The organism is Halobacillus sp. A1 (assembly GCF_024189295.1).
Lineage (GTDB): Bacteria > Bacillota > Bacilli > Bacillales > Halobacillaceae > Halobacillus_A.
The window spans coordinates 181,975-208,355 of sequence record NZ_JAIZEN010000001.1 but is presented as its reverse complement, the minus strand read 5'-3'; the positions used below and the strand labels follow the sequence as shown (position 1 = coordinate 208,355).

25 protein-coding genes are annotated in these 26,381 nt (G+C 41.9%); 4 read left to right on the top strand and 21 right to left on the bottom strand.

Annotated features, from left to right (window positions below):
• Window positions 1–17 precede the first annotated feature (17 nt).
• The 12 genes from LF817_RS01025 to LF817_RS00970 form a co-directional block, all read right to left on the bottom strand.
• Window positions 18–1,355, bottom strand: coding sequence for an FAD-binding oxidoreductase (locus LF817_RS01025; RefSeq protein ID WP_253933895.1), 1,338 nt, complete (start codon window positions 1,353–1,355; stop codon window positions 18–20).
• A 14-nt stretch (window positions 1,356–1,369) separates the two neighbouring features.
• On the bottom strand, window positions 1,370–2,176 hold the full coding sequence (locus LF817_RS01020; protein WP_253933894.1) for an ABC transporter ATP-binding protein: 807 nt from the start codon (window positions 2,174–2,176) through the stop codon (window positions 1,370–1,372).
• A gap of 12 nt (window positions 2,177–2,188) precedes the next feature.
• On the bottom strand, window positions 2,189–3,013 hold the full coding sequence (locus tag LF817_RS01015; RefSeq protein WP_253933893.1) for a creatininase family protein: 825 nt from the start codon (window positions 3,011–3,013) through the stop codon (window positions 2,189–2,191).
• Window positions 3,014–3,176: 163 nt separating this feature from the next.
• On the bottom strand, window positions 3,177–3,695 hold the full coding sequence (locus LF817_RS01010; protein WP_253933892.1) for a (2Fe-2S)-binding protein: 519 nt from the start codon (window positions 3,693–3,695) through the stop codon (window positions 3,177–3,179).
• A complete protein-coding gene (gene pucD, locus LF817_RS01005) occupies window positions 3,674–5,956 on the bottom strand; it encodes a xanthine dehydrogenase subunit D (RefSeq protein ID WP_253934266.1) in 2,283 nt (760 codons plus the stop codon). The genes LF817_RS01010 and pucD overlap by 22 nt, the downstream gene beginning before the upstream one ends.
• Window positions 5,957–6,007: 51 nt before the next feature.
• Window positions 6,008–6,913 (bottom strand): FAD binding domain-containing protein, encoded by a 906-nt coding sequence (locus LF817_RS01000; RefSeq protein WP_253933891.1) that lies wholly within the window; start codon window positions 6,911–6,913, stop codon window positions 6,008–6,010.
• Window positions 6,886–7,506 carry a nucleotidyltransferase family protein gene (locus LF817_RS00995; protein ID WP_253933890.1) on the bottom strand — a complete coding sequence of 207 codons (621 nt, stop codon included), beginning with the start codon at window positions 7,504–7,506 and terminating at the stop codon, window positions 6,886–6,888. Before LF817_RS00995 ends, LF817_RS01000 begins: the two co-directional genes overlap by 28 nt.
• Window positions 7,493–8,524 (bottom strand): XdhC family protein, encoded by a 1,032-nt coding sequence (locus LF817_RS00990; protein WP_253933889.1) that lies wholly within the window; start codon window positions 8,522–8,524, stop codon window positions 7,493–7,495. Before LF817_RS00990 ends, LF817_RS00995 begins: the two co-directional genes overlap by 14 nt.
• 297 nt (window positions 8,525–8,821) lie before the next feature.
• Window positions 8,822–9,124 carry a hypothetical protein gene (locus LF817_RS00985; RefSeq protein ID WP_253933888.1) on the bottom strand — a complete coding sequence of 101 codons (303 nt, stop codon included), beginning with the start codon at window positions 9,122–9,124 and terminating at the stop codon, window positions 8,822–8,824.
• An 81-nt stretch (window positions 9,125–9,205) separates the two neighbouring features.
• Entirely contained in the window at window positions 9,206–9,475 is a 270-nt protein-coding gene (locus tag LF817_RS00980; RefSeq protein ID WP_253933887.1) for a hypothetical protein, read from the bottom strand.
• Between the two features lie 25 nt (window positions 9,476–9,500).
• On the bottom strand, window positions 9,501–9,755 hold the full coding sequence (locus tag LF817_RS00975) for a hypothetical protein (protein WP_253933886.1): 255 nt from the start codon (window positions 9,753–9,755) through the stop codon (window positions 9,501–9,503).
• A 112-nt stretch (window positions 9,756–9,867) separates the two neighbouring features.
• The gene (locus LF817_RS00970; RefSeq protein ID WP_253933885.1) at window positions 9,868–10,392 is read right to left on the bottom strand and encodes a DUF5412 family protein; all 525 of its coding nucleotides are present in this window, start codon (window positions 10,390–10,392) and stop codon (window positions 9,868–9,870) included.
• 617 nt (window positions 10,393–11,009) lie between these two features.
• Here LF817_RS00970 and LF817_RS00965 point away from each other — a divergent pair.
• Complete coding sequence (locus tag LF817_RS00965; RefSeq protein WP_371924980.1) at window positions 11,010–12,563, top strand: alkaline phosphatase; 1,554 nt, start codon at window positions 11,010–11,012, stop codon at window positions 12,561–12,563.
• Window positions 12,564–12,624: 61 nt separating this feature from the next.
• Here LF817_RS00965 and LF817_RS00960 read toward each other — a convergent pair whose 3' ends face one another.
• Window positions 12,625–14,463: a BMQ_0737 family morphogenetic spore coat protein gene (locus tag LF817_RS00960; protein ID WP_253933884.1), complete on the bottom strand. Its 1,839-nt coding sequence runs from the start codon at window positions 14,461–14,463 to the stop codon at window positions 12,625–12,627.
• A gap of 220 nt (window positions 14,464–14,683) precedes the next feature.
• Here LF817_RS00960 and LF817_RS00955 point away from each other — a divergent pair, with 220 nt between their 5' ends.
• Genes LF817_RS00955 through LF817_RS00945 form a run of 3 tightly spaced genes read left to right on the top strand, consistent with a single transcriptional unit; the run spans window position 14,684 to window position 17,112 of the window.
• On the top strand, window positions 14,684–15,406 hold the full coding sequence (locus tag LF817_RS00955) for an ABC transporter ATP-binding protein (RefSeq protein WP_253933883.1): 723 nt from the start codon (window positions 14,684–14,686) through the stop codon (window positions 15,404–15,406).
• Window positions 15,403–16,425, top strand: coding sequence for an ABC transporter permease (locus LF817_RS00950; protein ID WP_253933882.1), 1,023 nt, complete (start codon window positions 15,403–15,405; stop codon window positions 16,423–16,425). Before LF817_RS00955 ends, LF817_RS00950 begins: the two co-directional genes overlap by 4 nt.
• 27 nt (window positions 16,426–16,452) lie before the next feature.
• Window positions 16,453–17,112 carry a TetR/AcrR family transcriptional regulator gene (locus LF817_RS00945; protein WP_253933881.1) on the top strand — a complete coding sequence of 220 codons (660 nt, stop codon included), beginning with the start codon at window positions 16,453–16,455 and terminating at the stop codon, window positions 17,110–17,112.
• A 49-nt stretch (window positions 17,113–17,161) separates the two neighbouring features.
• Here the strand turns inward: LF817_RS00945 and LF817_RS00940 are convergent, their stop codons facing one another.
• The 8 genes from LF817_RS00940 to LF817_RS00905 form a co-directional block, all read right to left on the bottom strand.
• The gene (locus LF817_RS00940) at window positions 17,162–18,247 is read right to left on the bottom strand and encodes a GGDEF domain-containing protein (protein ID WP_253933880.1); all 1,086 of its coding nucleotides are present in this window, start codon (window positions 18,245–18,247) and stop codon (window positions 17,162–17,164) included.
• Between the two features lie 333 nt (window positions 18,248–18,580).
• Entirely contained in the window at window positions 18,581–19,318 is a 738-nt protein-coding gene (locus LF817_RS00935) for a YqjF family protein (protein WP_253933879.1), read from the bottom strand.
• Between the two features lie 91 nt (window positions 19,319–19,409).
• Complete coding sequence (locus LF817_RS00930; RefSeq protein ID WP_253933878.1) at window positions 19,410–21,380, bottom strand: hypothetical protein; 1,971 nt, start codon at window positions 21,378–21,380, stop codon at window positions 19,410–19,412.
• Window positions 21,381–21,394: 14 nt separating this feature from the next.
• Window positions 21,395–22,738 carry an ATP-grasp domain-containing protein gene (locus tag LF817_RS00925; RefSeq protein ID WP_253933877.1) on the bottom strand — a complete coding sequence of 448 codons (1,344 nt, stop codon included), beginning with the start codon at window positions 22,736–22,738 and terminating at the stop codon, window positions 21,395–21,397.
• A gap of 127 nt (window positions 22,739–22,865) precedes the next feature.
• Entirely contained in the window at window positions 22,866–23,714 is an 849-nt protein-coding gene (gene ablB / locus LF817_RS00920; RefSeq protein WP_253933876.1) for a putative beta-lysine N-acetyltransferase, read from the bottom strand.
• A 367-nt stretch (window positions 23,715–24,081) separates the two neighbouring features.
• Window positions 24,082–24,318, bottom strand: a complete 237-nt coding sequence (locus LF817_RS00915) for a hypothetical protein (protein WP_253933875.1) — start codon at window positions 24,316–24,318, stop codon at window positions 24,082–24,084.
• 586 nt (window positions 24,319–24,904) lie between these two features.
• A complete protein-coding gene (locus LF817_RS00910) occupies window positions 24,905–25,468 on the bottom strand; it encodes a DUF7010 family protein (RefSeq protein WP_253933874.1) in 564 nt (187 codons plus the stop codon).
• Window positions 25,469–25,634: 166 nt separating this feature from the next.
• The gene (locus LF817_RS00905) at window positions 25,635–26,216 is read right to left on the bottom strand and encodes a cell wall hydrolase (protein WP_253933873.1); all 582 of its coding nucleotides are present in this window, start codon (window positions 26,214–26,216) and stop codon (window positions 25,635–25,637) included.
• Between the last annotated feature and the right edge of the window lie 165 nt (window positions 26,217–26,381).

Genomic DNA, 26,381 nt, shown 5'->3' with positions numbered 1-26,381 from the left:
ACGCCTCCCTTAGTCATTTAATTCGCCTGGCCTGCTACAGCATTTGGAATCTTGCCTTGATTCAGCAGATTATATGGGTCGTTGACTTTCTTCTTCTTCTCGATTTCTTCCATCCTTAAATTGTAGCCGCCGAATCCTAACAGATACGTGTGCGGATCATTGATGACCACACCGATGCTTTCACAGTAGTCGATGATTTCATACAACCTTTCCTTCGATTTATAAAGGACGACAGGCAGGGACGCAGGGGTGATGACTCCGTCGATTTTAATGAACTCGAAATGGAACTGGATCTCAAGACCGAACTTCGAACGAATCGCGTCCATCTGTTCAAAAATGTGTTCTGTTTCAAAACGAGCTTGTAAATAAGTCATGTTCTCGCCGTGTTTTTGAGCCCATAATGTCGCATGGTTCCACGTGTAATCTGAAACCTTCATCCCTTTTTGGTACTTGCTTGAAGGAATCGTAAACCCTAAATCCCCTCCATAGGCTTCTGTCCATTCCCGGAGTTCATCATCGAATGATTCGTCTACTTCCAGCATGACCATCGATTTACCTTCCCGCACGACTTTTTTCAAGGAATGGAAATGCTCAGGAATCGGCCACTCACATACCGATAACAGCCTTTTTACGATACGTTCTTCAGTGGCCAGCTTTTCACTGAAGCGCACAGCATCTTTGAAATCGTCAAAGAAGGCAATATGCTGGGACCATTCGGTTTTTGTCTCGATTGGAAGAACAGCTTCGACAAGGATGCCCGAGGTTCCGTAATTATGGATGTAGTCGACCACTTTCTCACCTTTAAAAGTCAACAACTTCGGACTTTCTTCCACGGTCATAATCGTAACTGCAAGTACGTTTCCATCCCATAAATTCCCCCAGCGAATGGAACCGATTCCTCCCGACCCTCCGCACAGGAAACCGCCTACTGTCGATGTCAAAAAGGTGCTGGGATAAATATGAAGCTCTTTTCCTTCTTTCCTCAATGTTTTTTCTAATTTACCTATTCTTGCGCCTGCCTGGACCGAGACCTCATTGGCACTGATTCCATTGATTTGATTCAGCTTCGTCAAATCTAGGATGATCCCTCCGTTTAACGGAACTCCCTGACCATAATTCCCTGTCCCTGCCCCTCTTGGAGTCATAGGGATCCGATGTTTGACAGCAATCGCAACGATCGTCCTTAATTGATCAATCGTTTCAGGAAGTACGGCGCAATCTGCAACTTTATCCTTCAGCTCCTCATAAAGAATGGGAGAAAACCAGTAGCAATCCTTCGATAAACGAGCGACGTCACTCTCTTTGAAAATAACCTTTCCTTCGCCTAGTACATCTTTTAATTCCTGTTTCCACATCTTCACCACTCCTGTCAAAATTTTAAATCCTGGGAGACTTTACCGACAATATCGCTGAATTGGTGAGAAGTCCTCACCTTATCTGTTCGGGGAAAGGGCATCGGTATATCTACGGTCGACGCAATCTTACCAGGGCCAGGTGTCATGACAGCTACCCTCGTTGATAAGTACACAGCTTCGAACACATTATGGGTAATGAATAATACCGTCATTTTCTGGGACTCCCATATTCTGAGCAGCTCACTTTGTAAACTTTGCCTAGTAATTTCATCAAGAGCGCCAAACGGTTCGTCCATCAATAGCAGCTTTGGCTTAGCAACGAGCGCCCGGGCAATGGAGACTCTCATCCTCATCCCACCGGATAACTGACGCGGCAGTGCTTCCGCATATTCCTTCAACCCAACCAGTTCGAGCACTTCCTCAGCCTGCTCTTTCATTTCCGCCTTTGATAGATTCTGAAATTCGAGAGGCAGCATGACGTTTTTGATTACCGAACGCCACGGTAATAACGTGGCATCCTGAAATACGAACCCAACATCATTACTCTGCTGCTGCTGATCACTCCCGGATTCCCCTAATATTTCCAACTCTCCTTCAGAGGGAGAGATCAAACCGGAAATCATTTTAAAAATCGTCGATTTTCCACAGCCGGACGGTCCGACAAAGGATACGAATTCACCTTCTTTTATCGACGTGTTGACGTTCTCTACAGCTGTGTACCCATTTGGAAACACCTTACTGACTTGACGCATGGAAACAATCGACGTCTCCTCCACTTCTTCAGGCTGCATTTCCTGCACTATCGATTGAGCTGATTTCATATTGCTCACTCCTTATCTCACCGGTTGTTTTTTTAGATCCTCGATTTCAAAACGGCTCATTTCTTCAAAGACTTCTGCAAGAAACTCACTTGTTCTGGCATTGATTTTTATTCCTTTTTCCCGAGTGGCCTTAGTAGCGTCTCCAGCCATCCCAGTATAAGAAATATCATCCATGACCCAGGCGAAATAGCAGCCTCCTTTTAAATACAAGTGTTGATTATCTTCGGGAAGTTCAACAAAATCAATCGGGCTCCTCTTCATATCTACCCAGTCGGGTTTGAAATCGAGTACCATCGAAGTCTCTACTTCCCCGCCATGAATACCGAATTTCTTTTCTTTTTCAGATACTACCCCATCTAATCCATGACCCTCTGAAGAATTCAGTCGAAACACCATTAGCCCTGTCTGGATCCTGATTTCACGTGATACCATATTCAACAAGTCGTGATTGCCTCCGTGAGAGTTAAAAAGGACAAGGCGGCGAAACCCGCTCTCTTTGACACTCTCAGCAATATCACTGACAACGGCCTGTAAAGTAGAAGCTGACAACGTCATTGTCCCTGTCATTCCGAGGTGCTCTGTACTTTTTCCATACGGCAGCGGGGGCAGCATCCAAATATTCTGCTCATTTGTGAAATGTTCAAATGTCTGAGCCAGCAGCCCTTCTCCGATAAGAGTATCTGTATAAACCGGCATGTGCGGTCCATGCTGCTCTATAGCGCCAATGGGCAGTACAACGAGTGCATCTTCCTTGTCCAACTCTTTCACTTGTTTGGACGTGAGCCGAGCTAAGAACTTTTCATTGAAAGCTTTTCCAGAGTACCTCTCATTGATCATTCCATTTACCTCCTTATTTTTTAAATATTCAGTCTTTTGATGATATACGTTGGCATTAATTCAGCGGAAAATTAGTGCAATGTCAGCCTACAAAAGGTATACGCAGGAGAATCGTCGTGCCCTGCCCTTTCCAATGAAAAATCAACAAAAAACATGAGTCTTACTAACGTACTTCACTATTTTCTGCTGCCATTCTCTGAACAGCACGGATGATGCCGCCATATCCGGTACATCGACAGAGATTTCCGGATAACGCCATTTTAATGTCCTCTTCTGTTGGGACAGGTACTTCTTCTAATAGAACTTTCACCGCCATGACCATGCCTGGCGTGCAATAGCCACATTGGAATCCTCCTTCTTCCAAAAATGCTTTTTGAATCGGATCCATCTCCTGGTCTCTGCTGACTCCTTCGATCGTCGTAATTGACGTTTGATCTGCCTGGTAAGCCATCGTGAGGCACGCGTTGACAAGCTGTCCATCAATCATGACGGAGCATGCGCCGCAGCGGCCGATTCCACAGGAAATTTTAGTACCTGTCAGCTGCAATTCATCCCTCAGGATATCGACTAACCTTGCAGTCGGCTCCACCTGCACTTTTACCGGATTTTCATTGATTGTAAGATTCAGGTCGATGACCGGCACATTCTCTGTTTGCACATTTACTGCATCGCTTTTGTCCATGGATTGATCCTCCTCTTACTTACTTCCGCTAAAACCTCTTCTGAAGATACGGGAAGACGACGCACCCAGTAACCGACAGCTTCTTGAATCGCTTTGGCTATAGCTGGCGCTACGGCTACACTGCCGATTTCCCCGACACCGCGAGGACCATAAGGATCGTCTTCTGGCAATGTTTCGATAGCTTCTACTTTCATAGTAAAAGGAACGTCCCCTATGCCAGGGATCAGGTAAGCATCTAAGTTCTGGGTCATATACTCGCCTTCCGACATCAAAGCATCTTCCAGCAGTGTATAACCGAGGGACATGACGCCTCCCCCTTCAATTTGCCCCTTGTACCCGAGGTAGTTGACAACCGGGCCCGCTGCAATTGCTTGATCAAGATCGATCACTTTTACCTTTCCAGTTAACAGATCGACTTCCACCTGAGCCAGAACCGCTCCAAACGTATATAAAAAGTGACCAGAATCAATTGGATCGGGGGTGGTGGGAAAATCAAAGTTCGTGGATGTAGTCATCTCTTCTTCTGTGCTTTGCTGAGCTAATTCTTCATAGGTGATGATGGGAATTTCTTCTCCATCATGAGCTGTAACAACGAGGCCGCCTTTACCTGTCTGCAGTCGATGGCCTTCTACACCCGTTAAAGCTTCTCCCTTTTCTATCAGCAGCTTGCAAAAAGGTTCCTTCATCTTCTGCAGCGCATGCCAGACCATGCTCGTTCCTCGTGAAGCCGTCGTCGATCCTGAAGAAGGCACAAGGGACGTGTCCCCGATCACAACCGATAGATCTGATACTGAACATCCCAGTTCTTCCGTTACAATCGTCTCGATCACTCCTAAAATTCCCTGGCCGGCTTCTTCAAATCCGAAAGCCGCTTCGATTTTTCCGCTTTCTTTTAAACAAAGTCTTCCTCCTGCAGGGTCTAAACGCCCATATCCGAGCCCTCCGCCATGCATCGTGATAGCTGTACCAATTCCACGCACCTTCCACTTGTCCGGCATCTCATTTTCCTCTTTTATTTTCAACTGTCGGTGCTCTTTAATGGATTGAAGTACTTGATACGCTCCATCTGTAGAGGCTATTCGTTGTCCAATCGGTCCGATTTCGTCTGTTTCCCGAAGGTTATGCCTGCGAAATTCAAGCGGATCAACATCTAATCTATACGCCAGCCGATCCATTTGTCCTTCTAAAGCAAAGGTGACTTGATTACCGCCGAACCCGCGGAACTCTCCAGCTACCCCATTATTCGTAAAAACAGACACACCTTCCGTTTTCACATTCGGGATCACGTAAGGTCCTGTCGAGTGTTCGACTGCAAATTCAAGAATGGCCGGACCAAGCGTAGAATAAGCACCTGTATCTGCAAGTATGTCGACCTTATGAGCAATAATCTTCCCATCAGCGGCGACCCCCGTTTTCATCGTAATGCGCATCGGATGGCGCTTCAGTCCAGAAATCACAGATTCCTGTCTCGTCTGATGGATTTTTACCGGCCGCCCTGAAGCAAGGGCTAACAATGCTCCATATGGCTGAATGTTCAATTCATCTTTTCCACCGAAAGAGCCACCCATGGGACTAGAGACGATCCGAATCTTCTCCTCCGGCATATTTAAGATTCTCGACAATTGGAAACGGTCTTTGTAGCCGTGCTGCGTCCCTACATAAACCGTAAGCGTATCATCAGGTTCAGGCACAATCACACCACCTTCTGTTTCCATATAGGTGTGCATCTGCCGTGGAACTTGATACGTTTCTTCTACTATTTCTGTACATTTATGAAAAGCATCATCAACATCCCCTTTATAAAAGTGTGCCTTATGAAGAAGGTTACCATCTGGATGAAGCTTTGGTGTAGCAGCACCTAGCGCTTCAGCCGGATCATCTACTACCGGCAGAGGTTCGTACTCTATTGCAATTAAAGAGCAAGCATGCTCCGCCATTTCTTTCGTATCAGCGGCAACAGCAGCGACAGCATCTCCAACGTAGCGTACGGTGTCTTCACAAAGTACCGGCTGATCAGGAGTCACGATGCCAAAAGCATTCAGACCCGGCACATCTTTAAAAGTGACTACTGCACGGACTCCAGGTAGTTGTTCCGCTTCTTCCGTATGAATAGAGAGGATTCTGGCATGCGGATAAGCGCTCCGTTTTATTTTTCCATAGAGCATATGCGGGAAATGAAGATCGGTTAAGTAATTTAACCGGCCTGTAACTTTATCTGGCCCATCCGGCCGCTTCCTGTTTCTTTTTTCAGATGCTTTCATCTGCTGCAAGATACATTCTCCCTTCATTTATAAAGGCGGTAATCTGCACCTTCATTGGATAAGCTTCTCGAACTCGGAGACAATAACGTTCGCCGCTACAGTTTTACGATATTCAGCTGTGGTGAATGGGTCGCTTGCTGGAACGTACTCCTGCAGGACCAAATCATATAAGCGTCCAAGATCCTCTTCGACTAACACTTTTTTTTGTAAAAAACGTTCACTCTCGTATAGACGTTTAGGAGAAGCTGTCCCTCCTCCGGCAGCCAATCGAATATATTCCACTTCGCCAGACTCATTGATACATGTATAGCATGCCACTGTTACAATTGAAGGGATAAAAGCTTCCCTGCGCCCCACCTTTTTAAAAAAAGATAGGACTTGTGCAGATACAGGCGGTTCAGGTAAAGTTATGGATGTGAGAATCGGATGGTCCTTACCGTTTACTGATTGTATGTACGTTGCTATATCATTTCTGAGATAAGTAGTGCCATCAAATGAAACTGCTTCCGCTTCCAAAACCATTAACGCTGGAATAACATCCCCTACTTGATAACAGACATTGCCTCCAATTGTTGCTCGATTCCTAACAGCTGGAGAAGCGACATGCCTGATCGCCTCTGCCAGAATCGGCCAATATTCTTCAATGAATACATTACGGTGACAGTCGGACAGAGTAGTTAAAGCACCTATACGCAACTTGAATTGTCCTTCATCTTCTAATTGATCAAAACCTTCCAATACATTGATTTTATCTAAGCTGATTAAATGCTCAGCAAGTGGCGTCCCTTGCTCCCTTTGAAGTTGAATCAAAGTCCCGCCTGTTATATAACACGCCTCAGACCCATAACGCCTTTTTAACTCCCAGGCTTCTGACAGGTCGGAGGGCCGCCAAATCTTCGTGGGTACAGGTAAAGTTGGAGGTTTCCCGCTCATGAGCGGCTCATGTTCGTTAACCATTCATAATCCTCCTCAGTATCAATATCATAGAAGCAGCTCCCTTCTTTGAAATCAATCGTTATCCCATTGGTTATCGATTGATTGCGTAACACGCTTCTTGCTCCTTGATCTCCTTCTAACTTTTGAAGCATTGGATATAAATCTGAAGAAAATAGGATAGGCGGCTGGATGCGCCCCTCATATGTAGAAGCTGCATAGGGGAGGTGAGAAGCAACCCGGAAACATTCGAGTAATGAATTTATCATTTCCACCTTTATTAAAGGCTGGTCCCCCAGCATTACTAGCATCCCTAAAGCGTTCATTTTATGTGCCGATTCGACTCCGCACCTTAAGGAATAAGCCTGGCCGAGATGAGCCTCTCTGCATTTCACTTGGGACCATTTTGATGACCGAAGAATCTTATCAGTAAGCCATTCCAACTCATCATCTTCCTTCGTCACAAGAAATACGTGATCCAAACGTGAGTCAAGAGCCGTCTGCAGTGTATGGCCGCCAATCGTCGTTCTTTCAAAGGGTAAGGCAAGCTTATTCCTGCCCATTCTACTGCTTTTTCCCGCCGCTAAAATGACTCCACAGATTTTATGAGGTTTCACGGGCAGGCCTCCTTTTTAACTTTGAAGAGTTTTTGAGATGAATCAACTCGGCCACGACGCTGATCGCAATCTCTTCCGGCCCCTTCGCATGGATGGAAAGCCCGATAGGAGAAGTAATGCGGGAGGGAACTTCTCGAGTGCCAAGCAGCCGCTTCGTCCGTTTTTCAGAACCTAAAATTCCTAAATAACGAAGTTCCTTATCGATAAGGTAAGAGATGATTTCTCTATCCTTTTGAAAATTATGAGTCAGAACCACGACATAATCGTCAGGTGTCACATTCAAGTCCGGCATCAATTCGTTCGGAAAACCTCGAAGAATACAGTCAGCGTCAGGGAAATTTGCCTTATTGCAAAGAGCAGGCCTCCAATCAGAAACGGTAACAGAGAAGCCCGATTTTCCAGCGAAGCTGACGAGAGGCATAGCGTCCTTACCAGCACCGAATACAAATAAGCGAGGTTTTGGTTCATATCTCTGCACGAACACATCGTCACTATGGGTCAAAGACTGTTTTCCTGGATTAACTTTTTTTACTAAAGGCAGGAGAAGCGGGAGATCTTCGACCACACCGCCGAATACTTCCCGGCCTTCAGTTATGAAACAATCACGTTCGTTACTGGATGAGTTTAAAAACTTCACCCTGGTGACAGATTCCCTTTCATCTAAGCAGATTTTTACTCGCTGCAGCGTTTGGATCAATTCCACAGTCACCGGTTCCACCAAAACGTGGATCACTCCGTTGCATCCCGACCCTTCTCCCCATGATAGTTCGTTATAGCTTCTCATATCATAGATAAGCGTTTCCGTTTTTCCCCCTAAATGATTATGCTCGATTCTCGCAGCTAAATCTTCTTCTAAACAGCCTGCGCTCAACATCCCTACTTGAGTACCGTCCTTTTTAAAAACCATCGATGCGCCTTCCTTCTTATAGGCAGAACCTTCGACCTCTATAATCGTAGCCAGAACACCATCAATACCAGCTTCCGTCATTTCTTTAAGTATCACGTGGATATCTTCCATGGAGCGCTTCTCCTTTATTAAATAGTTTCGTTCCCGAAATCATCCATGTTATGTTTTATGACATATTACTCTTTAATTAATTTAAATGTCATTAAAGTTAACATTTACTGTTATATATAATCGTAAGACAAATTATATAGTTTGTCATTAGTTAACTTGTATGAATTATCAGAATATTTTTAGCTGTTCTATACAATACGTATTGAACCTTTATTTCGTCAGTTTCTGAAGCAACACAAAAAGCCTCCAGGACTGAGGTGTTCATCAGACCTGAAGGCTTGGAGTTTATTCTTATTATTAAGAGTGAAACACTCCACCACTTATTCTTTCAAAGAGTTTATGCAACAAATAACGCAGACCACCTATGACTATAACTACAATCAGGATAAAAAGCGGCATCCTCAACCAGCCTGAGGCAATCTGGCCAATCAGCCAATTCCCTCCATAATAAATGGCTACAAACCCAATAAGAGCTGTAAGAAGAAAAGAAAATCCAACCCCTATTCCCTGTCGTATATTGAGCGTTTCGAACGTTTTTATATTGTTATAAATTAAATATATCACTGCAACTCCAGACAGCAGCAAGGAAAGTGATTCCACTTAGGATCAACTCCTACACAACTTAGAGAAATAACTTGCAAAGGGTAGATGCACTCATTGTTTGACATAACTATATAATCTTTAGATCGGAGAATATAGAACAAAAGCTAAAACAGTAAATACTATGACAAGAATCCCGCGGCTTATGTAACGTTCCCTATTTTGAATTCCTACTTTCTTTTCCAAATAATCTTGATAAATGATCACTAATAAGAATCCAGCGAAAGCCAGCCCGTAACCCGTAGAATCATCAAGCAGACTTGTTAATCTCATCGCAGCTAAACCGATCAGCAGATTACCTAAGTTCCCAATACCCATAAGCAAATAATTAGTTTTCTTTTCTTTTTCCATATAATAACCTCCTTAATGCCGGCCATTACGCTGCAGCAGGCGCCAGGTACTTAGTAAAATAAGCACCCGCAATTAGTAGAATTATCGTAAGTGTCCACTTGAAAATCCCTAAAAAACCAAACCAGTAAGCTGTAAGATTAGTTATGGCAATCAAGTAAAAACAAATGGAGGTCAGAGCACTTTTCACACCCGTCACGCCTGCTTTTTTCCTTTTTTGAATCAAAATGGAAACTGAAGTAATGAGCGCTATAATTAATAAAATTGAAAGGATTTCTTCCATTAATGTTTCCCTCATTCCTCTTGGTCAGCTACATTAAACAATACGCCAGTTGTATAGCCGAAAGTTTAATCAGAGAATAGCTCGTTCACTTTAGAACCCACTGGTACGTAGCTTATCTATTAAAAGTATCTCCTGACTGTAAGTTCAATGTTCGATTGTTTATCGTAATCGTATGCTCGTCCTCCCACTCCACGTCTGCATGACCCACTCTGTCATTGAAATACACCGTCTTTTTGAACCAAAGCGGGCCTTCCCATTCCCCTTTTACAGAAAAAGAAGTAGCAGCTCCTCCATTCATAAGGTATACATTCACCTCATATTTATTGTCCGGAGAATGAGAGGACTCAATAAGCTGTTCAGCCATAGAAAAAGGGATTAAAGCAGGCAGAATAAGAAGTACGGATAGGCAGCCTGAAATTATAACCGTTATCCAGCTTCTTACTCTTGTTAACCAATTAAGGTGGTTTGCAAAACCTTTTATCCCTAAAATGAACGCCGTGAAAGAAATGAACCATAGAATGTACATCGGCGGACGAATGGACCAATCGTTGTAGAATCCGGAGTACAGGTCTTCGAATAGAAACACCAAACATGCTATTGTTAGATAAAAGGCCCATAAATGAAATCTCTTTCTCAAATAATCCCTCCCCTGTGGAAACTCCCCCTGCATGGCTTCACAACCTGATAAAGCGCCAGTATAAAAGGTGAATTGGAGCAATTCCCCTATAATTCCTTCTATAACAAAAAGGATTCCATGAAGATCCCCTATTCCTGTCGCTGCAAAGTCTCTCTTTTAAATAAAGGCGGCCATTTCTCCAACCTCTGAAGTGATGATCTTATCAGTATCTTTAAGACTTTAACCATGTTGCCGAGCCGTGGATACCTTCTGAAGTTTCACTTGACTGCAAATGACTACATTCATCGGCTCCTTATTTATTGACTAGGAAATTATATCATGAATGAGTCAGAATTATCTAAATACCCTGCAAAGTTCACTGTTTTCTGCTATAAAGCCAAATTACTATATACTTTACCATTTTATGATAATAGCGTTCTTTTCATAGACTAGGAGAACCTCAACTAAAGTCCCTCGTACTTCGGAAGGTTTAGTAAGTTCTTATCATACAAAAATCGTGTAAATATACTTATTTTTCTTAATTTTCTACAAATTTACAATATTATATTGTTCTGTTTACAAAACACGACTACCATTAGAAGTGAATCATCCATTACATACCAGAAGGGAGAACGATTATGTTTAAGAAATCTGCTGCACTGTTAGTAAGTTCGACTATTTTGTTTGCCGGAGGCAGTTTAGGCGGCGGCCAAGAAGTAAACGCCAGCGGGAGTGACGGAGACACTAGTGAAGTTAAAAATGTGATCTACATGATTCCTGACGGTTATTCTGCTGGTTATGCAACAAATTACCGCTGGTTTAAAGGAGAAGATTCAGTGTTCGATCCTCATCTTAAAGGGATGATGAAGACTTATTCAAATGATACAGAAGTAACAGACTCCGCAGCTGCAGGTACAGCCATGGCAACTGGTGAGAAGACCAACAATGGAATGATCGGTGTTACCCCAGATGGGGAGGAATTAGACAGTATTTTAAACGCTTCTGAGAATGCCGGCAAATCTTCAGGACTAGTGGCCACGTCTACAATCACCCATGCTACACCTGCCGTTTTCGCTTCTCATGTAGCTGATCGTGATAATGAAGCATCGATCGCCCCTCAGCTTCTTGAAAATGACGTCGACGTGCTGCTTGGTGGCGGAAAAGAATTCTTCCTTCCAGAATCTGAAGGCGGTCAGCAGGAGGAGAACCTTTTACAGCAAGCACAAGATGACGGCTATTCTTTTGTAGAAAATAAAGATCAATTAATGGATTTGGAAAACGAAGAGAAAATACTCGGTTTATTTGCAGACGGGACTTTAAGCTCGGAATTAGGAAGGGAACAGACAGAAGAACCGAGCCTCTCTGAAATGACGTCGACAGCAATCGACTCTCTTTCCCAAGATGAAGATGGATTCTTTTTAATGGTCGAAGGCAGTCAAATCGATTGGGCGGGTCATGCTCACGATGCAGCCTGGGCTATGAATGATGTGGCTGCGTTTGAAAAAGCTGTTGAAAAGGCAATGGAATATGCGAAACAGGATGAAGAAACACTTGTCGTTATTGCCGGAGACCATGAAACTGGCGGCATGACAGTCGGATCAAACGGAGAATATGACGTGAAGCAGGATATCGTTCAAGGTATCAGCGCGACAGGTGAACAAATGGCAGAACAACTAAATGAAGAGGCATCCAACATAGAACAGGTCGTACAAGAACACACTGGACTTGAACTTACTGAAGAAGAAGTGGAAGAGATCCGCTCTGCTGAGGAAACGGCCAATGTGATTAATGATATCGTCAGCGATCGTGCTCTTGTCGGATGGACCAGCTCCGCTCATACAGGAGTGGATGTACCGATTTACGCTTACGGACCTTCCTCTGATGAGTTTTCCGGATTAGTCAACAATACGGATCTTCCGAAAAAGATGGCTGAATCTATGGGTGTCGAACTGACTGGCGCACCAAATGGTGACGGGTCATGGAAAGACCAGAATGGAATGAGTTATGCTGTACCCATGCAAGGCTGGAACGAATGGAGTGTAGTAGATTACTTGAAATCCAATGGTTATCCATCCAGTCTTACATTCCGCGGTGAAATTGCCGATAGCTATGAAATGGAAGATTATATGGGCTCCGCTCCTCAGAACCTGGACATGCTCGATGAATTGAAACAGGATATTGGAAAAGAATAGATAAATTGTAAAACAGGCAGCCGAAATTTGCGGCTGCCTGTTCTTATAACTCGCTCTCTTTTTATTGAGGCACTACAATATTTCCACTGAGAAGAAAAGCATCTAATGACATGGTTGGAGGTTCATTTTCGCTGTAGCCTACCGGGACATCCGCATCTACAGTGTCTGTAGGCGAACCCCACGGTGTAGCGACATCAAGAAAATTGTTGAGCACTTGAATTTGATCGTCCGCCGGAACTGATGCGCCCCCAAATCTATAATCAACATATACCGCTAGTCTTTCAGAATTTGGATTGATAATGCTATTGTTTTCAATGACAATCGGCGTCGCTTCTGTGAAATCGACCGGGATGAATATAATCGAGCTGCCCGCTCGATCTTCATGGTCGATGTCATTATCTCTTACTAATATTGAGACGTCATCAAATCCAGCCAAATTAAACAACACAAACTGTGTATGTCTGCGCATCGTATTTCCTTCTATTACAATAGAACCATCAAATCCGCTTGCTCCATCCTCGAATGTCATCGCTGCGCGGCTCGCTGCTCCTCCCTGGAACGTGTTTCCTACAATGTTCGTTGCTCCTTGGGCATTTTCAAATAGTAAGGAATCTGCATTCCCAGTATGAATGAACGTATTATTGACTAGAGACAGGTTTCGGGCGCGAATAAGAGCATTCCGCCTTCCTCCTTCAAGAATCGAATTACTGATCGTAATGTTTTCATATACAACTCCGAAAGATTCAAAAGGTATAGCCAATAAAGCATTGTCACCTGCAGCAGCCGTAGGTCCGATAAAATGAATACCGTCAATCGTCACGTTATCTGCTTCAATCCTGAGACTTGTCGTATTGATCAAACTATCAGAAAACACCACCCGCGTCTGTTCAGCAGAAAGACCTCTCAACGTAAGTGGCTTGTCGATAGCTAAGAAGGAAGGCGGAGTATATTCTCCAGGGAAGGCAATTAATTCATCTCCCGGGTTGGCATCCTCTACCGCTTCTTCAATCGTCTGATAAAATATCGCTTGATCGACATTCAATACCCGTCCATCAGGAATTTCACAGACTGTAGCTGCGGGTGGAGTAACCGCATCTTCAGGACAGATTACACACTCCTCCCCAGTCCTTTGTAAAACTAAAGCACACGGCTGGTCATCAATACATACGAGAAGTTCTTCACACGGAGCATCACATGGCAGACAAACTAAATCTCCAGCGATAATCCCTTCACATCCCTCACCAGCCGTTAAGACTTCATATAGACACACTCGCTCAATTGTAATAAGCGTTGATGTTTCCACCGAATTTTGCACCCAGTCATAGACTTGAGAAGTATGGATACAAAAAGATTCTACTTGATTCTGACTGAAATCGCTGCTTATAGATTCATCTTTTGAAGAATATATGACTGGAGTCTTATAAGTTCGGTTCAATGGCGTACACTGCCCTGATACGTCTGGTTCACGAGGGGTGCAGAAAGGTGCCTCCAAGTTAACATTTACACTAGCTTCCACCTTCACATCCTGACAAAGAAAAACTGAAACTTCATAGGTCGTTTCACCATTCGTCGAAGTCGTTTCACAGAGCGAGCATCGAAAATCCGTGATCTGACAGTCTATAATTGTACCAGGAGGAGCACACAAGAAATATCTTTCACAAACACTGAATTCCCCAGAAGCCAGCGTTCCATCTTCAAGCTCCAATGTTGCCGTACCCGTAGTCAGCACATTCACCACTTGCAGCGTCACTTCTGTTCCATCCGCAAGGAAAACCACTTTTTCTGCACGTCCGCCAGGCTGGAGCACCTCATTGCAGCTTACATCAGATAGAGAGCATATGACTCCGTTTGACTGTAAAAGTTCGATATTCTCCTGCCTTTGGACTGCTTTAAATCTCATTCCTTCACCTTCTTCTCTTTATTAATCACTATTTACTGCTATTCATTATTTATATGTATTACATCTAATTATGGAGTGAGCGCTTAAGAAAATTAGGCAATATCACTCTAAACTCAATCAAGTAACTAATCGAAATATAAAAAGTGAGTACTCACTTTACAAAAGAAGAAAGCAGAAGTATTATATAAGTGAGTAATCACTCATTTAGGAGGAGAGAAAAATGGAAAAGGTGATCAGTTTAAACCACATTGCTCATTCATTTGGAGTTGAAACGGTAATAAAAGATATAAATATTGAGATTGATAAAGGAGTAATTTTCGGTTTACTCGGCCCTTCAGGATCAGGAAAGACAACACTTGTTAAAATTATAACCGGAATTTTGCATCCTACTGAAGGCTCCTCTGTCGTCCAAGACACGCAAATGCCCTCTCTGAAGCAAATGAAAAACATCGGATTTATGGCTCAATCAGATGCACTTTACGTGGAATTAACAGCCTATGAGAACATCGATTACTTCGCTTCTATTTATGGGCTCCCCCGATCCGAAAGAAAACAACGAATTAAAAAAGTGCTGGAAATCGTCGACCTTGTAAAGCATATGAAAAAACCTGTTCACACGTTTTCAGGTGGGATGAAACGAAGACTTTCTCTTGCCATTTCCATAGTGCATGAACCTGAAATTCTAATTCTTGATGAGCCCACAGTCGGTATTGATCCTCTGCTCAGACAGTCGATCTGGCAAGAATTCAATAAATTAAAAAGTGAAGGAACAACAATCATTGTAACCACCCACGTAATGGATGAAGCTGAGAAATGTGATGAGCTTGCACTCTTGCACGATGGTTATGTCATAGCTCAAGGATCACCGAAAGATTTGAAGCAATCCATTCATGTGGATACGATGGAACAGGCCTTTCTTCATTATGGAGGTGGAAAATCATGAATTCTATTTCAATCATCGTCCGCATTCTACGTCAGTTTAGACGCGATAAAAGAAGTCTCGCGCTAATGTTTGCCGCTCCATTACTCGTCCTTACCTTAATGTGGCTTGTACTCGACAGCGGGGATTATGTGCCCGAAATTGCGGCAGTCGATCTGCCTGACCGTTTCGTGGAAATATTAGAAAATGAAGCAGAGGTCATGTCTTTGGATAGACATGAAGCTGAAGACGCTCTGAAGAACCAGGAAATTGACGCAGTCCTTGAATGGGAAGAAAATAAACCTGCATTAACACTTGAAGGAAGCGATCCGACCGCAAGCGGGGCTGTGAACATGGCGTTGCAGCAGACCCTGAATCAGATGAACCCGCAACAGGAACAGATGGAGCCCGAAATACATTACTATCACGGGTCCGAAGAAATTAAGCTTTTTGATAATATCGGCCCTGTTCTTATTGGCTTTTTTATCTTCTTTTTCGTATTTATCGTAGGTGGTGTTTCATTTATACGGGAACGGACGCAAGGAACACTGGAGAGAAGTCTGGCCACACCGTTGAAAAGGTGGGAAATCGTCATTGGCTATTTAGGAGGGTTTGGTTTATTTACGATTATCCAATCCATCATTATTGCCGCTTACTCCATCTATGCACTGGATGTGTTCATGGCTGGAAACTTCTTATATGTCCTTCTAGTTACTTTCTTGCTCGCTCTTTCAGCTCTTAGTCTCGGAACGTTACTCTCAGCATTTGCAAAAAATGAATTTCAGATGATTCAATTCATTCCACTCGTCATCGTCCCTCAAGTTTTCTTTTCAGGAATGTTTAATTTGGAAACGCTGGATCCCTGGCTGCGCGCTATAGGAAACATTATGCCGCTTACGTATGGAGCTGAAGCACTTCGCGATATTATGATTCGAGGCAGTGCATTTGGATCATTTGCTGTTGAGGTTTTTGTCCTTTTTGGGTTTACTCTTTTATTCACATTACTAAACATAGTAGCATTAAAGAGACACAGAAAGTTATAATAAAAATAAAAACGGGGGATCTTTATCGTGGATAAACAAGAATACTTGCAGCAGCTGATCAACGCAGGTGAAGAAGAAATTGAATTGACCCCCAAACAAGCAAAAATTCTCGAAGCGGCGATTGAGATTTTTGCTGAAAAAGGGTACGCAGCCACTTCTACAAGCGAAATCGCAAAAAAAGCAGGGGTAGCTGAGGGAACCATTTTCCGACATTACAAAACTAAAAAAGAACTATTAATATCTATTGTGACTCCTGGGATCATAAAACTGACCGTCCCTTTTTTCGCCAATCAATTCGTCAGCGAAGTGTTTAAAGAAAAATCCGAAAGTTACGAACAACTATTGCGAAAAATTATCCGCAACCGGTTTGAATTTGTACAAAAGAACATTCCTCTTTTGAAAATCATTTTACAGGAGATGGCGTTTCATGAGGAATTGAAACAGTCTTTCCAAAACATATTCATCAAAAAAATATTTCCGAAATTCGATGAAGCGGTCACCCAATTTAAAAAGGATGGTTTAATTGTCGACTATCCTTCTTCAACCATTATCCGTTTCACAATGACTACCATTATCGGGTTCATCATCACCCGCTTTTTAATTCTTCCAGAAGCGGAGTGGGATGATGAAGAAGAAATCGACCGCACCATCCGAATGCTGATGCATGGCATACAGCCTGATAGTTAAAAAAAGCGTGATCTTCCTTTTAAAAGGAAAAGATCACGCTTTTCTAATCTCAAATCATCGTACACACTTTGTTTCTACCCGTGGTTTTAGCTTTATACAACGCATTATCAGCTCGCTTGAATATATCATCCCGAGATGACGCAGTTTCATTAAGGTTGCTTGCCCCTATAGAGACACAAGCGTTAATTTCTCTTCCGTCAGGCAGCAAAAACGTATGCCCCTCTACCGCTCGCCTGATTCTTTCCGCAATGGTGAGCGCCGTGTTGAGTGAGCAGTCTGGAAGGATAAGAGAGAATTCTTCTCCTCCATTTCTAGACACTTTATCAGTTGGGCGTGCATTTCTTTGAAGAAGTTCACTCAACTGCTTCAGCACGGAATCACCCGCATCATGCCCAAATGTGTCGTTCACATTTTTGAAATGATCAATGTCAATCAATAAAAGAGAAACATCCTCCTTTCTTCTATTTGATGCCAAAATTAATTCATTTAACGTATTATCAAACTGTCTGACGTTTGCCAGTCCAGTTAAAAAGTCGGTTTTGGCATCGTTTTTGAATTTGATGAACATTTTTTTGGAATTCTGTATATCACGGAAAAAGGCTGTAGCTAAAAGAGCTGTAGGAATAGCGATCAGCCAGAAGAAAACGATGATTTCCCTAAAACTTTCTATATCAGGAAGCAGCACGTACAAATTGCCAGTAATCATAGACATGCTGATGATGTTCATGAGCAGAATGGTTCGGTACCTTCCCTTTCTAAAATACCGGCCAATCACACTCATAATGACTCCAAGAGAGATCATGAATCCGAAAGCCATAATCGCCGATTCATTAATTCCAAATAGAAACCTTGATAAAGCAATGAGAACAGAAGATGTTATAGCCGGGATGAATCCGCCATAGTAAGCTAAAATCATCACAGGTACGTGTCGCAAATCTATCATGACGTGGTCAGTGACTTGAATGGAAAATAGCATGAGTAGTAAGCCAATGGCCGCAGTTAAATACCCCACTCTAAACTTCTCTCTTACATTAGAGTGGATGCTGATCGGATCATTAGTCATTTTTCCAAGCACATAAAACCCAGCCATCATGACAGCCGCATTTCCTATTAAATCCTTAAGTATCATAAACATGTAAAACCCTCGCATTTTATGTATTCTCTATGTAAATCTATAGACTCAGGTATTTCTTCCTCTTCTTCTATATTAATGGAAATCAGTAACATTTTCGATAATATATTAAATTTTACTGATGCCTAATTTACTATTGTTGTAATTCCACACCTAATTTAATATAGTCAAAAAGCTATCAAAATGCACATCAGTATACTCACAAATAAATAAACGTACTGGACATGGCTTCTTGGAATTCGAGCAGAGAGCCTACAAGGTCTCGATATAGATAAGGCGCAGATTTTTTGACAAAAACAAAAAGAACTTCCTTCACTATTATTGAAGAAAGCTCCTTTATTTTATAAATTTCACCGGCAAAATCAGCGCCCTGAGAGATGGTGAAAATCTGAAGAACGGTTTTCGGCCAAATTCTTTCACAAACGAGAACGGGGCCATATGATCTACCTGAATCTCAGCTTCAGCATTTTGAAGCTTCCATGGTCTGTGATAGATACCAACTTCAATGAACATCTTCCCAAAGGCAGTCCAGCAGTAATATCTTTCCACGAGAAAATGGTCAAGACTTCCCTGCTCAGGAACGTACAACTCCCCTACAGGACGATATTCTCCCTTAAACTCGGCCTGAGACTTCCCCTTTCGTTTGCTGAAAAAGGAAATTGTATTTCCTCCCCGCTCCATACTCATATTCGCATAATAATAAGGCAGCATAGTAAGTCGTGCCCCTATTACCGCTAACATCTTATCTGCATCTAAACTGAAAAAATAAATCCCTGGGACACCATCGCGTTTAACGTATGTGCGTACATTCAACTCTAAAAAAGAACGCAGTCCGGGAACGGAAGGAAGGTTTCTTATTCTCATGTCAGTGACTTCAAAAGGTATGATGGTGAGCCAAGCTTCTCCTTCATGTACATCTAACTGTAAAACGTCAGGGATATAACTTTTTAAAATCTTTTCTCTAACAGGAAAGTGTATGAATAAAAGATTTTCCCATTTCTGAGTCATCATCCAGTTCCCTGTCGGCATTAGTGTACTTCTATGTTTTGCATCATCTGCAAGATGCACATGCATGATGTCGTCCTTCTTTCTTAAAATCCACGCTATCCCATACTTTTATTCAAAAGTAGTTGTTGATCTTGAAGATGAATTAATTCCAATCCCCTTATAATGCAGTCCATGTGTACTGACTACCCCAACTTTCTTTCGCCAGCGTTTCTACTTTTTCGACAAGTTGTTCATCAACTGCATACGCATCACCTTGTTCATATTGGTTATAGTGGAAAGCGTATAAGCGAGCAGCAAATTGATGGAAAGGCAGCGAAGATTCCCCGTGTATTTCATTGAAACCTGTAACACTTGGCTGTATGCCTTGCCCCCAGTCTTGAGAACTGTCATTATTCGGATTATAAAAATAAATGCGGACGTCTCCATTTTGATCTTGAGCTACCCTCTGAATCGACACCGCGTGGAGACCCAGAAATCCACCAAACGAATCTGTTATGAATATTCCTACCGGGTTTGGATAAATGAGTTCATAACCTTCATTATAATCAGGGTGATGAGTGGCATAAAACAAGCGGACAAAACCGCGGTAATCGGAAACAGCACCTGATAAAGGATCAATGACACTACTGAACCCTCTAGGTACCCAGTTGCCATAATAAACAGGGTTAACCCATTTATGCACATCCTCTCCTCTAAAATTGGAGCGGCGCACAAGTTCAGAATAAATACGGTCTAAATGGGGAACTAAAATCAACGAAACAGGATCTAATTCCACGTGCAAATCGTCTACTAATCCTTCACGTAAATCTTTGGAATGAATGGTTTGTCCTTCAAACGTTATATCAATATCTTCATCCCTTGCCGCCCTGGCTATTAAATCAAGAAGATGGCCAGGCGCATGCAGCGACCAAAGGCTTATTCCACGGGCTGTCTGGCAGGTGGGATTCATCCCTTGACCAATCCCAAGCGGCTGCCCAAGCACACTGATCGTTCCGGCAACTAATATATTATTTGCTGTAAGCCCTTCATTTCCATTAACCAAGTTCAACAAACTTTTGCGGGTAGTTGGCTGTATGTCTAATTCGATAATTCTGCGAATTCCCGGAATAACAGGATTCGAAGAAAGAACCCCACGATCCAATAACAAAGTTAAACCGTACAAGGACTGTTTTAATGGCAAATGGATGCCTACTGTAATAAGGTTTTGCACGAAGGGTAAATGCTCTTCTAAATTAGCTTGACCTTTATTTGATAAAGCTAAAGCATCTGATAGCAATTCAGGATGGTGCTTGTTAAGATAGCGGACTAAAACGATATGATAAGGAGCTACAAGTCCAGTTTCATGCATTGATTGAGAAAAAGACCGCGCTTCCTTTTTCAATTTCCCTTCATCTAAATGTTTAAGTTGATCCCTATATTCCTTCACGTCACATCTATCACACACTGTTGTTCTCCCATTGATGGCATCCAAATATTTTTGAATGGCTTCTCTGTCCGAAGCGTCTATTTCTGTCTCTAATAATTGTTCAGCATGTTTGACCATTTTTACTGTCCGCTTAACCATAATAGGCCGCTGCGCCACTAATTCATCAATTTCTTTAACAAGTTGACTGGATATAGAAGCTAAGGAAAGTTTATCGGATAAGAATTGAAACAAATTTTCCATACGGTCCTTGTCTTTCCCTTTCCCTTCAATTCGAGCTGCTTCTGTTTCTTCTGGAAAAAGAATATCCACATTCAAGGCCATAACTTCGTTTAAAAAAGAGTGCGCCTTCTCTTTGGAAACCCCTTCGCGATCATATTCACCCTCAGCAATAGCAACCATTCGCACTTCACTGAGCAACTCTGATATAGTAGTCATCCCGCCAGATCTCAGAGATCCTTTGACAAGGTTCGCCTGCAGCTTGGATGGATCTTCCCATGGCCCATCTTGAAAAAGCCCAGCTTGTTCAAACTTTTCAGCTTTCTCGTATAGAATCGAGAACCCATCTGGCTCATCCATTAATTTCGCAGCAGTTTGCAGGACTTCACTTTGATACATGGACTTAGCAAATGAGTAAGCGCCCTCCAACTGGTCAAGAGCCTCGTCAAATGCTTCTTCTTTATTCATTTCCACCTTTACTGACATAACCCTGTTTCCTCCTAAACATAAAAATCATAGTCCACGTAATCCGTTAACAATTGAGAGATTTCTCCACTGTCTTCACCGTGAAAAAAAACGGTTCCCAAGTGATTACCATAACCCTCGTCTGTATCTTGAAATTTAGCAGTTGTTGGTTTGTAAAGCGTGTGTTTTTCAAAGCTTGGGTGCTCCTCTAAATCCCTGGGAACCTGTACACGAGTCGCATTTTTCTTTCGAGGGTAGACTAAAAAACTGCCCGCATGTCCATTAGGTTTAACCTCTTTAGGCAAAAATTCCTCTAATTCCTCTAAAGTGGTATGTGGATCACAGCAAAGAATATGTGCGCCAAAGGGATTAAAACCGTAAACCTTTTGAATCAATTCAAAAATATGTCCTCCGGGAATTCGATAAGCTACTTCACCAAAGTATATTTCTTCAGTATCCGTTATAAAAAATTCAGGATGGATCATACCAAATTGGATATCAAACGCTTGAATCAACTTTTCGACTTCTTTATGAATGTAAGGCCGGTAATATTCAATTTCTGCTGAAGGCGGAACCATACTTGAATAACCGAGCTTCACATATTCCGTCATATTCAAGAAGAGAATTTCACCTTTATAAATAAATACCTCACATGATATTTCCATCCCTGACAGATGACTCTCCACTAAACCAGGAAAGCTTTGGTCCGTAAGTTTGTTTTCAATATCTTCCTCTGAGAAAATCATACGATGACCAGCCGCTCCAGCTTTATTTAACGCTTTAAAATGGATCGGGTCCGCGTCCTCATTTTGATGATTTTTCAATAAAGAATAGTTCACCCGTTTAAAAAATCTGCGAACCTCTTCTTTGTTTTCAACTTCTTCGAAAACTCCAACTTTTAATCCACCTAAATGAGCCCTGCGTTTCATCATGGCTTTGTCTCTAAAAAGAATAGAGTGGTCAAATACAGCAGGATCCTCTCGAAGACGTGCATTCAAGGCACCAGCCCATTCGACCAATTCCTCAAATACAGAAATCGTGTGACCTACGTCGATATTCACCAATTGATCGAATAATTCCTCTGAGCGTTCATACACTTCTTGATAATGATTAGGCTTCCCAAAATCCCAGGAAAGAAAGGGAATTTTGTGTTGTTCAGCATATTCTTTATAACCTTCGTGGCTTATGACAATGTAGGGTCTTTTAATTTGCTGGATCGCTTCAATTGTAGGAATACTCCAGCCGATCAGAGCAACCTTGGCACCTTTTTGCGGGCGTTCATGATTAATTTGGAGAGGCCCGAGCTTCCTGCTGTTCATACGTTCGCGATCGTTTTGATTATTTAATTTAAAGTTTGCTTCACGATTACTTACTGGCATTAATCTTCACCTGCTCCTAAAATGTTTACAACACTTAGTTAGAATCTCCATTTGGCTCGTATTTATGCCCACCCAAAATTTATCTTCACAGTAAAAACAGGACAGCCGCTGAGTGCTGTCCTGTGGTTCATCCACCAAGGGATTTATACCAAATATTCATATCTTCTAATCCAGAGCCAATCATACTGTTCTTAATCATGCAGCCTCCATATGTAAATCCCTGGCGAGCTGCTACGATATTCATTCCCATCGATTTAGCTCTTGTATAAGAGAACATCATTCGAATGCGGAGCTCTCTCATTTTTTCTTCGAGCTTTAAATACTGATAGGAGAGAAGACCTTTCCCTCTGTGCGGGGGCAGCGTTGCACAATCCGTAAACTCAGCTGCTTCAAATTTTGAAAAAATATCAGCTGAACAAGCACTTACTAATTGCTCATCTTTATAAATAAGTGAAAAATAAGTATCTTCCCTTAAAAGCTTTTCTAAATAGTGAGGATCGTGAATAGGAGTAGGATATTTCGAAAAAACTTTACGATAAAGGTTTGCTAATTCATTCGAATTCTTTTCCTTAGCCCACTTCATCTTATACCCTAAAGCAAGTGATTCTTCCTTAGCTTGAGGTTTAATGTTCATTTCTTTCACCTGAGCGATTACATTCGCTGGATCCGGCTCATTCCTGGACGGTTGTAGGAAATCAGCATATATTTTTGTATCGCTCCCTCGAAAAAAACCTTCAATTCCCCCTTCATATTGATAGTACAATTTTTTTACAGCCGCTTCTTCTTTACTGTGTGGTCTTACGTAAATAATAATTTTATCGCAATTTTTCCTTGCCGCTAACTTAGTAAGTTTTCCGATAAACGAATGAACATCTTCCGGGAGTCTATATACCTTAATTCTCCTACTTTCAGGTTCCACATAAAAATATCCTCTTTTTTGCAAAGACGAGACCGTTTGAATATGAGCAGATTCCATCAATCACAATCCTTCCTTAATTGGTACATTGGCTATTGTATTCAACGAAAAAAGGTTTCATGATTGCGCACCATGCGTTATCTTAATTTCAAGAGAAAGAACTCGGCTTAAACAGATCACCCTGATTGATGATCAGTAAAAAAATTCAAAATACACTGCCTGAATTAAATTGGGGCCACATTACATGGAAAATATGTAGTTATTCGACAGTAAGAATGATTTACCTACCTGCAAAATTTAATAACCAAGAATATGTCTAAATAACTTCAGTGTTCTAACAATAAATAGAACGTTAGAAAATTATATCAGAAAAAACAAAGGTTGTTGCGGCTCCCAACAACCTTTGTTTTAACTTGCTGATCTTCTATCATTTGCTGTCTTTATTACTCCCTCCATCAATCAATTTAAACCTGCTTGCTTTTCTTTCATTAGGCTGGAACTCAAAGGAAGTGATCGTCGCACCCGCTCCTATCTTCAAGGAGCCATCTGGCTCTACTAAAAATAAAGTGCCTAATTGATTCACTTTAATCGCCTGAACGTTATGTTTCGCGAACACCTGCTGCAAGTCATGGATCAGCTCCATTTTACCGAATGTGAAAGCCATCCCTTTCATCTCCCTACTTTTCTAATTTATATTAGTAGGATATGTAGTTGCAGTAGCAAACATGCTTTTCATCAAGCAAGAAAGTTATGAACACCCCCCTCACGTGAGATATAACACACTACCAAAAACCAGGAGCGTTAATATAGCAGGGAGGAAGGCCTCCCTGGAATCAGTCAACTACACATATAGTGGAACAGCTTTGTCTTAACCTTGTATATACCTGAGGAACTCTCGTAAGTTCTCTAGGAACTGGGCATTTTTTCTTTGGGTATTTTTCTTTTTCTTTCTTTGGTTTCTTCGGACATACCTTCTCCAATTTCACATATACAGATGGTTCTCTTTCTAATTTTTGTTTTTTACAACAACGTCTTCCCATGCTTCTTCCCCCTTCCATCAAATACATTGGGAGTACTCTATATTATATTAACGATATATAGAGTAGTGAAGGCAGAAGGAGTGGTTCTCTAAATTATACAAACACCAAAGAAGATTTTTATTAGCCTGTCGCTATGTTTCTTGTTCCCCAAGCCAGAATTAAGCAGCCAACGAAAAAAGGGCCGTTCATAGTTAAGAACGACCCTGATGGTTAAACGGCTGTTTTTTCTTCACGATATAATTTCCTCTTATAGCTCCTGTATAAAAGTGTAGTAAGTACAAGAAGGGCGACACACATCAAAAGGGGGATTAACCATAAGTTATTAATCGAAAGTGTAAGTGATAAAGCAAAGATCAACACCGACACCACAGGCGAAAAAAAAGAATACGCTTTTGCATCATACAGCCAACCATACGGAAACAGGTGAGCAGCTGTAATAATGGCAAAAACTGCTGCCATATCCTCTACAGATTTAGTAAAAACCAAAAAGATGATAGGAAAATACATCAGCTGTGCCAAATTTAAATATAATCCTAAAACACTGAGGGGAAGATTTTCTGCTTTCCAATCCACATCAAATAGTTTCGATGAAATGATTGACAGCGGGAAAGTTAATCCCGAAGTGAAAAGCATAAATACATTCTTCTGAGTAATTTCAATAGGCAGTAAAAAGACCACAGTAATGATCAGCCATACGACTACTGCTGCTGTCAAAAAAGAAATTCCATGTTTACTTTTAATCGCCAGTTCGCTCTTCATCTCAGATATATTCATTTACGCACCTCTGTATTTAGTTTCATATCATGTAGTCAGTTCTATTTTCATTATATCGGCTTCGCTTCATAGTTAACACAAATTATTAAAACAAGGATATTTGCCCTCTTTCCCAACACAAATAAAAAAGCAAGCACTCGTAATGAATGCTTGCTTCTTTACTATTTTATCTTAGAAATACATGATTGCCGATTTCTGTGGTAACTTCCTGATTGCTCAAATAGCTGCTCTGTGCTTTATCCGGGTTATAGAAAAAGATGGATCCATTGTCGAAACCTTGGTATGCAAGAGCTTCATCGACAGCATCTTTAGATTCCTGACTTGCCGGCTCATTGATACTTCCGTTCAGTACCGGCGAGAACTGATACCCATCATAAATGACTCCATGAATGGAATCCGGGAAACGATCAGTTTCTACTCGGTTCAAAACAACCGTAGCAACAGCGACTTTCCCTGCGTAGCTTTCACCTTCAGCTTCAGCTTCAACAAGACGAGCGAGCAAATCTTTTTCGTAATTATTGGCAGTGACCGGCAGTTGCAGCTGCTCACCAGGAACAATTTCATCATAAGACTTATTGTTCATCGCTTGGATTTGCTTTGCAGAAACCCCATAATTTTCAGCGATTTTATAAATGGATTCGCCCTTTTGGACGGTGTGTGCATTCTCATCGGCAGAGATTTGTGTCGGAAATGAAAAAGCTAGAAGGCATAAAGCTGCCGTTCCGACCGTCAACATTTTCTTTAACACTTTGAAACTACCTCCCTGATTTTTGATCTATTATAAAGTAACATAGTAGAAGTTTTTGAACACTATTAATTATTTCCTACGTTTCCAGTAATCAGATCAATGACAGCAGGTGACAGAGGAAGGTGTTTCTCAGAAATACGTTATTTAAATGTTTTCGATATTTTT